At 29.1% G+C, this 7,775-nt stretch carries 6 protein-coding genes; 1 reads left to right on the top strand and 5 read right to left on the bottom strand.

What is annotated here, in order from left to right:
* Positions 1–252: 252 nt before the first annotated feature.
* Both GXK56_RS27310 and GXK56_RS27305 read right to left on the bottom strand, forming a co-directional pair.
* Positions 253–945, bottom strand: coding sequence for an L-ribulose-5-phosphate 4-epimerase (locus tag GXK56_RS27310; protein ID WP_160693436.1), 693 nt, complete (start codon positions 943–945; stop codon positions 253–255).
* 397 nt (positions 946–1,342) lie between these two features.
* Positions 1,343–2,416 (bottom strand): GntR family transcriptional regulator, encoded by a 1,074-nt coding sequence (locus tag GXK56_RS27305; RefSeq protein WP_160693434.1) that lies wholly within the window; start codon positions 2,414–2,416, stop codon positions 1,343–1,345.
* Positions 2,417–2,829: 413 nt separating this feature from the next.
* On the opposite strand from GXK56_RS27305, the gene araA reads away from it, so the two are divergent.
* Positions 2,830–4,296, top strand: a complete 1,467-nt coding sequence (gene araA, locus GXK56_RS27300) for an L-arabinose isomerase (RefSeq protein WP_160693432.1) — start codon at positions 2,830–2,832, stop codon at positions 4,294–4,296.
* 208 nt (positions 4,297–4,504) lie between these two features.
* Here araA and GXK56_RS27295 read toward each other — a convergent pair whose 3' ends face one another.
* From GXK56_RS27295 to GXK56_RS27285, 3 genes are all read right to left on the bottom strand, one after another.
* Positions 4,505–6,112, bottom strand: a complete 1,608-nt coding sequence (locus GXK56_RS27295; RefSeq protein WP_160693430.1) for a hypothetical protein — start codon at positions 6,110–6,112, stop codon at positions 4,505–4,507.
* Positions 6,105–6,812, bottom strand: coding sequence for an ABC transporter ATP-binding protein (locus tag GXK56_RS27290; RefSeq protein WP_160693428.1), 708 nt, complete (start codon positions 6,810–6,812; stop codon positions 6,105–6,107). The genes GXK56_RS27295 and GXK56_RS27290 overlap by 8 nt, the downstream gene beginning before the upstream one ends.
* Positions 6,813–6,992: 180 nt before the next feature.
* A partial coding sequence (locus GXK56_RS27285) for a sensor histidine kinase (RefSeq protein WP_160693426.1) occupies positions 6,993–7,775 on the bottom strand: 783 nt, incomplete at its 5' end.

Here is a 7,775-nt window from a genome sequence, read left to right as displayed (position 1 = left end):
TGTTCTACATTTGCTGTGTCTAAGAAAAATCTCATTTTAACATCCCCCTGAAATTTAGTTAACAGTTAAGAATTAAGAATTAAGAATTAACAGTTTCAATCGAAATCCCTTAATAGGATTTCTTTAATTTTATTTTTTGGTTTATACTTTATATTGTAACTCTTCATTGATAACTGCTACTATTAATTTTTAATATATTAAAGGTAATTCTTAAATTCGGAGTTCCAATCAAAATTTAAGAAGAACTCTTTTTTACTTTGATTGTCCATAGTATGCATTTGCACCATGTTTTCTAAGATAATGCTTATCTAAAAGATGTTGTTTAACACCTTGAACTCTATTATTTAAAGTCATTGTTTGGTAAGCCATTTCAGCTACTTTATCTAATACTACTGCATTATATACTGCTGAATTAGCATCTTTCCCCCAAGCAAATGGTCCATGATTTTTAACTACAATAGCTGGGATTTCTAATGGATCTTTGTCACCAATAGTTTCTACTATTACATTTCCTGTTTCTTTTTCATATTCCCCACTGATTTCTTCATCAGTTAAGTCACGGGTGCAAGGAATATCCCCATAAAAATAATCTGCATGTGTTGTTCCAAAAGCTGGTATAGACATTCCTGCTTGAGCAAAAGTTGTTGCCCAATCTGAATGAGTATGAACAACTCCACCAACAGTTGAATATTTCTTATACATAACTAAATGAGTTGGTGTATCTGTAGATGGTTTATATTTTCCTTCCACAACATTTCCTTCTAAGTCTACAACTACCATATCTTCTGGTTTCATGGTATCATAATCAACACCACTTGGTTTTATTACAACTAATCCACTTTCTCTATCAATTTCGCTGACATTTCCCCAAGTATAAATTACAAGTCCTTTTCTTTGAAGTTCCATATTTGCTTCATATACTTTTTCTTTTAATTTTTCTAACATACAAACACCCCTTTAATTTAGTTAAAAGTTAGCAGTTAAGAGTTAACAATTATGATTGGAGCTCATAGAGAAAGTTCCAAGAACGAAATATAAAATTTCAATTCTCACTTTTCCTTTCAGGATTTTTTTAAATTTTACATTTTTACAAAAACTTCGTTTTCATTTTTTACTCTTTGTTATTCTTTTTGCTAACTGTTACTGTATTATATTTATTAATTTCATGCATTCTTGTCGGATATATGTACGTACAAGAATACATAAAAATATTAACTTTTAATCATGGTTTCATGTCAAAGTGGACATGCCACTTTGACTATAATTTATTTAAAATATATAAAATCATATTTTCAGAAAAGCCATTAGGCTTTTCCTCCTTAGCTATGAATTGTTAACTGAATTAAACTCTTGAGCAAGATTCTCTAACAATAAGCTCAGCGCTATATGTATATTGAGGTTTATCTATTCTTCCCTCAATCATATCTATAATACATTTTGCTGCTCTGATTCCCATATCTTCTTTAGGATGCTTTATTGTTGTAAGCTTAATATCCGATGAAACTGCTAAGCTAGAGTCATCAAAACTTACTATAGATAAATCATTAGGTATCTTTATACCTTCTTTTCTACAATTATCTATTACTTTTAAAGCAACTTTATCATTGTAGCAGACAATTGCCGTTGGTCTTTTTTCAAGGCTTAATATCTTTTTAGTAAATTGATCTATGTACATTTCTTGATTATCTGTTATATATTCACCTACAATGTTTTTATCAAAACTCAGATTATATTCATTTAGAGCTTTTACATAACCTCTTCTTCTCTTTTCACCTTGTAAGTCATCAGCTTTAAATAATGCAGCAATAGATCTATGACCAAGTTCTAAAAGATAATTTGTTAATTTATATCCACCTTGTTCATCATCTACAACAATAAATGCAGAATTTTCTTCATCACAATTAGCATTTATTGCTATATATTTTATATTTTTCTTTTCTAGCTTTTTTATACTATCATGATGTAGATTATTAATTGTACTTTGAGCTGGTTCTACAATTAGACCTGCTATATCTTGATTTATAATATTTTCAAAACACACTCTTTCATTGTGAATATCATTATTACTATTGAATAGCAATAGATTATACCCTTTTTTCCTAAGTTCTTCTTCAATACCTGATATTATTTTAGGAAAAATATAATCTGATATATAAGTTGTAAGAACAGCAACGTTTTTCTTTACTTCATTATTTTTCTTATTAGAAAAAAAGCTACCTTTTCCTCTTTCTTTATATATCCAACCTTCTTGTACTAAATAAGTTAGTGCCTGTCTTACTGTATGTCTACTTACTTTAAACTGATTAGCTATTTCATTTTCAGAAGGCAATTGGTCTCCTGCTGAAACCATATTTTGCTCTATAAGGTTAATATAATAATTTTCAATAATTTCGTGTTTTGTTTCAGCTTCTTTCATAAATTTCAACTACTTCCATCAAATAATATGCACCCCTAAAAAGAGTGGCTATGCCACAATACGGATCTTTCCACCTCTAAAAGGAGCAGCTATGCTGCAATTCGGAACTTTCCACTTTTTAAAAGAGTAGCTATGCCACAATGCGGAACTTTTCAGTAAATAAGAACTTATTTACTTTACTAATGCTCACTTATTATCACCATAACTGTTGTACGCACTTGATAATTTGATTATATATCTATTCTTTGATTATATCAATAGTTTTATCTTTAAGCTAATATTTTTTAACTTTCCTCTTGTATGTACAAGATTATTGTACTATAATAATCTTGTACATACAACCATTATTGTTTGTACTTACGAAAATGTATTCTCAAATTACGTATTTAGCTATGTTTAGGAGGAATGTAAAAATGTTAAAATTAAAAAACTATGAATTTTGGTTTGTTACAGGAAGTCAACCTCTTTATGGTCCTGAAGTAATAGATCAAGTATCTGACAACACTAAAGTTATTGTTGATGGACTAAATGCTAAAAATTTACCTTATAAAATTGTATTTAAAACAGTTGCAACTGATTCTGAATCTATCAGAAAAGTATGTAACGATGCTAATAATGATGAAAACTGTGCTGGTATAATTACTTGGATGCACACATTCTCACCAGCAAAAATGTGGATTCATGGTTTAACTCAATTAAGAAAGCCATTACTTCACCTTCATACTCAATTTAACAAAGAAATTCCATGGGGAACAATTGATATGGACTTCATGAATTTAAACCAAGCTGCTCATGGAGATAGAGAATTTGGATATATCGGAGCTAGACTTGATATTCCTCGTAAAATAGTTGTTGGACACTGGACAGATGATTCCGTTGCAGCTGATATAGCTAAATGGATGGCTCCTGCTGTTGGTGTTACTGAAGGAAGAACAATCAAAGTTGCTCGTTTTGGAGATAACATGAGAGATGTTGCTGTTACAGATGGTGACAGAGTTGAAGCAGAAATTAAATTTGGTTGGACTATAGATTACTATGGTGTTGGTGATTTAGTTAAATCAATGGAAAAAGTTACTGAAGGTCAAATTGATGAACTTATGGCTGAATATGCTAAGTTATATGATATAGATCCAAAGGCTCCTGTAGATGCTATTCGTGAACAAGCTAAGATCGAAATTGGTATTAGAACTTTCTTAGATGCAAAAGGATATACTGCATTTACAACTAACTTCCAAGCACTTCATGGAATGAAGCAACTTCCAGGACTTGCAGCTCAACATTTAATGGCTGAAGGATATGGCTTTGGTGCTGAAGGAGATTGGAAAACAGCTGCCCTTCTCAGAGTTATGAAAATAATGGCTGAAGGAAAAGGTACTGGCTTAATGGAAGATTATACCTATAATCTTGATTCTGAAAACGGATTAATTCTTGGAGCTCATATGCTTGAAGTTTGTCCAACACTTGCTGGAACAAAACCAGTAATTGAAGTACATCCTTTAGGTATTGGTGATAAAGAAGATCCAGCTCGTTTAGTATTCAAAGGAGCTTCTGGTCCAGCTGTTGCTGCTTCATTAATAGATATGGGTAACAGATTTAGATTAATTGTTAACAGTGTTGATTGTGTTGAAATGACTCAAGATATGCCTAACCTACCAGTTGCAAGCGTACTTTGGAAACCACAACCATCATTAAAAGAAGGAGCTAAAGCATGGATAATGGCTGGTGGAGCTCACCATACAAGTTTCTCTTTTGTAGTAGATGAAGAACAATTAGTTGACTGGGCTGATATGGTTGGTGTTGAATGTGTATTAATCAACAATGATACTAAGCTTTCAACTTTCAAGAACGAATTAAAATTTTCTAGCAATGCTTGGAAATAATTGAAACTCTTAATACATTGAATAAATAATCCTCATAATCTCGTTATATAAATAGTAAGCTTTAGGAATTTAATAGTATAAACCTCATTTTATAATGATATACCTAATTAAAAATAAAAACTCCATAGAATTACTATAGTTTACTACTTTAATAATAAAAAAGGCAAAGTCCACTTCCAAGACTTTGCCTTTATTTATTTCTTTACTATCATTTAACCTTGAAAGTTTTTGGTGCAAATTTATATACTGAAAAAAGAGCCACAATTATATATACAATAGTAGTTGTAAGTACAATCCCTACAAAATACGTTGGCGGAGTTTTAATTTTTGAACTTAAATAGCAAATCCAAAATACAACACCATTAACTATTCCAAAATAAGGATTTTTAATATTCAATTCAGTGGTATATGGCTGCATTATATAATATAAAAATAAATCATGAACTGAAAAGAATAGTGATAAAATTAAAATCATAAATAACATTGGCAGTATTGAAACAAATTTATCTAGATTCACAATCACTACAATAATTCCAATTGAAGCACATATTGCTGCTGCAGGAATTAAATTTATGAAAGCAACTTTTAGTAATCTTACTTGGAAATTCTTAAGAATTACTTTTCTATCACGATAAAAACCATATCTTAATAAACTTATATCACAATTATAAAACATGGCCTTAGTTACTCTTCTAGAATTAGATATAAAATACATAATGAGCAAGAACCCTGGAATTGCTTTATACATATCATTAATAATTTCTTGCATAATACTTGGAAATATAAACACTGATGCAACACCTAAAAGAAAGATAATGCCTATAATAACAAGTTCAATATACATAGGCTTGTATAATAGTTTCTTGTGCCTATTAAAGAAAATTGCATTTAAATATTCATAGCCTTCCTTCTTATTAAATCTTTCAGAATTTAATTCTGAGTTATTAAATTCCTTTTCATTTATTTGTACATCTGCAAATTGAGCTTCATTTAAGGCATATTGATCCTTTAGCAAATCACCTAATTTATTTACTTGATTAAATGCCCTATAATATAATTTATAATTTAATATATATTTTATACTAGCAATACCAAGTATAATTATGATTAAAACCACAAAAGGATTAAATAAGACCCTATCCATTGGTATTACTAATTTAAAAAATACCGGAACATATGCTGCTATTAACATTAGTAAACAATATACTATTATAAAAATATATTTTTTAGCTAATATTAGGTTCTTTTTTTCAAAAACAAGCAATTGAAAGGCTTCCCCAAAGAACTTAAACATTATGATTAAGACTGCCATAAGAATTCCATGAAAAACTGTTTTTCCTAATAGCAGATTAACAACAATTAATGTTGGTAAAAAACACACAAAGCTCCAAAGGGTTTGGGAAAAAATCATTGAAAGCCCATAATCTCTTGCTTTCATTTTCAAAAGCTTAACACAAATGAATTTTTCTTTGCTTGATACCATAATATTGGTGTTCATTATTCCTCCAATGAGAAAACTCATTACAAATATCATAAATGAAAATACAGAGTATTTATCTTCTATATCAAATCCTTTATAAAAGAAAAATATTGGTAGATATATTGCAAGTCCTACATATGCTATAGGTCCTATAAACCCACGACCAGCCTTTATAATTAAAACAAGTATGGCAATTATCTTTTTTAATTTTACTTCTTTATAAGCTGTATCTTTTAATACTTTCCCTATTAATGGCAATCGCTTAAAATAATAAATCAAAAAATTTATCTTATTAGATATACTAATATATAGAATATTCTTTAGCGTATCAATCATTTTCATCATCCTTTAAAAGTTCTACTACTTTTTCTTCAAATTCGCTGCTCTTTAACATTTCATGTTCAATTTGCTCTAGTCTTCCATCACTTAGAACTACAATTTCATCACATAAATCAGCTGCAAGCTGAAGAATATGAGTTGAAAATATTATTATATGCTCATGCTTTATTTCCTTTAGTATTTTTTTAATCTCCAAAGCAACCACTACATCCAAAGAAGTTAAAGGTTCATCAAGCAAAATTACAGGCGGCCTTGCTATTATTACACATAACATTTGTAGTTTATTTTTCATTCCATGTGAATATCCTTTTATAAGTTTATGCCTATCTTCTTCTTGAATCTTCACCATATTGAAATAATCCTCAATAGTTTTTCCTTCAGTAATACTCTTTTTATTTATATCTATAAAAAATTTTACAAATTCATATCCTGTAAGAAATTCTGGAAGAATTGGAGTAGAAAAAACATAGCCTATACGGTCATTATTCAATTCACTTTCCTGACCATCAAACGTTAAAATAGCTGTACCCTGATCCTGATTAATCTCACCACTCAAACAATTAAAAAGAGTGGTTTTCCCTGCCCCATTTCTACCTAAAAGTCCATATATCTTTCCTTTTTCAAAAGTAAAATTAACATCCTTTAATACATGTTTACTTTCAAAAGATTTCTTAATATCTTTTAATTCTAACTGCATATTACTTTCCCCTTATAATTTTAGTGTAACAATATTAATTGTATTTTTTAAACTTTATTCTATATTATATAGTAAAACCTTAAGTATACTCTTAATTCAACCTTAATTTTAAATATTCTTAACCTTAATTTTATAACAAAAAACAAAGCTTTTATTAAACTTTGTTTTTCACCTCATTTTCTATTCAATTATTGGATGTCTTAATTCCACAATAGTACCTTCACCATAAACACTTTTGTATTTCAATCCATATTCATCTCCATATATCATACGAATCCTCTCGTTAACATTAAAAATTCCATAACCTATTTCATGCTTATTTTCCCCAACACCAGCAAGCATTTTATTTATTCTATTTAATACATCTTCTTCCATGCCTTTTCCATTATCCATTACTGTAAAACACAACAGATTTCCTTCAATTTTACCTGTTATTGATATCTTGCCATTTCCTCTTTTTTCTTTGATTCCGTGATAAATTGCATTTTCTACTAAAGGTTGTAATATTAGTTTTATCACTTCAAAATCAAGTATATTTTCATCAAATTCAATTTCATAATCTAGCTTGTCTTCATATCTAATTTTTTGTATTATTAGGTAGCTTTGTACATGATTTAATTCATCTTGCACACTTATCATTTCTTTTCCCTTACTTAAACTTATTCTGAGTAAATTAGTGAATGCTTCTATTATCTCTACTATATCCTCCTCATTATGTTCCTCTGCCATCCATCTTATTGTATCTAGAGTATTATACATAAAATGAGGTTTTATTTGTGCTTGAAGTACATTCATTTCTGCAATTCTCTTACTTTTTTCCTCTTTTTGCACTAAGTTTATTAAATTATTAATTTCCTTAACCATATTATTAAAGGAGCTTCCTAGTTCTCCTACTTCATCATTATATTTATAGGTTGTTGAATAAATAGAATCTGTAAAAAATAAATAAGCCATTCCTTTGTG

This window comes from Clostridium sp. C2-6-12 (assembly GCF_009928485.1).
GTDB lineage: Bacteria > Bacillota > Clostridia > Clostridiales > Clostridiaceae > Clostridium.
This window is presented reverse-complemented; position numbering and strand designations above follow the sequence as displayed.